We start from the raw sequence: 647 nt of genomic DNA, 5'->3' as shown, positions 1-647 counted from the left end.
GCCTGCGTGAGCTGGAAGCCGCCGATCGGCCGGCCGAACTGCTCCCGGGTCCGCGCGTAGTCGAGCGCCGACTCGAAGCTGGCCCGCGCCGCGCCCATGGCGCCCCAGACGATCCCGTACCGCGCGTGGCTCAGACAGCTGAGCGGGCCGCGCAGCCCCTTCGCGTCCGGGAGCACCGCGTCGGCGGGGAGCCGGACGCCGTCCATGACCAGCTCACTGGTGACCGAGGCGCGCAGCGACCACTTGTGGTGGATCTCCGGCGCCGAGAAGCCCGGGGTGCCGGTGGGGACGACGAAGCCCCGGATGCCCCGGCCCTCGTCGCCCTCGTCGGTCTGCGCCCAGACGATCGCCACCCCGGCGACCGAGCCGTTGGTGATCCACATCTTGCGCCCGGTGAGCACCCAGTCCTCGCCGTCGCGCTTGGCGTACGTCCGCATCCCGGCCGGGTCCGAGCCGTGGTCGGGCTCGGTCAGCCCGAAGCAGCCGATGATCTCGCCGGACGCCATGCCGGGCAGCCACCGCTGCTTCTGCTCCTCGGAGCCGAAGCGGTGGATCGCGTACATGGCGAGCGAACCCTGTACGGAGACGAGCGAGCGGATGCCGGAGTCGGCGGCCTCCAGCTCCAGGCAGGCCAGCCCGTACTGGAC

At 73.0% G+C, this 647-nt stretch carries 1 protein-coding gene; it reads right to left on the bottom strand.

The features are described from left to right. The coding region (locus V2J85_RS40330) for an acyl-CoA dehydrogenase family protein (RefSeq protein ID WP_330824357.1) at positions 1-647 on the bottom strand (647 nt) is incomplete at both ends.

The sequence above is a fragment of the Streptomyces bugieae genome (genome assembly GCF_036352915.1).
In the GTDB taxonomy this organism is placed as follows: domain Bacteria; phylum Actinomycetota; class Actinomycetes; order Streptomycetales; family Streptomycetaceae; genus Streptomyces; species Streptomyces endophytica.
Note: the sequence above shows the minus strand (reverse complement) of the source record. Positions and strands in the feature narration are given on the sequence as shown.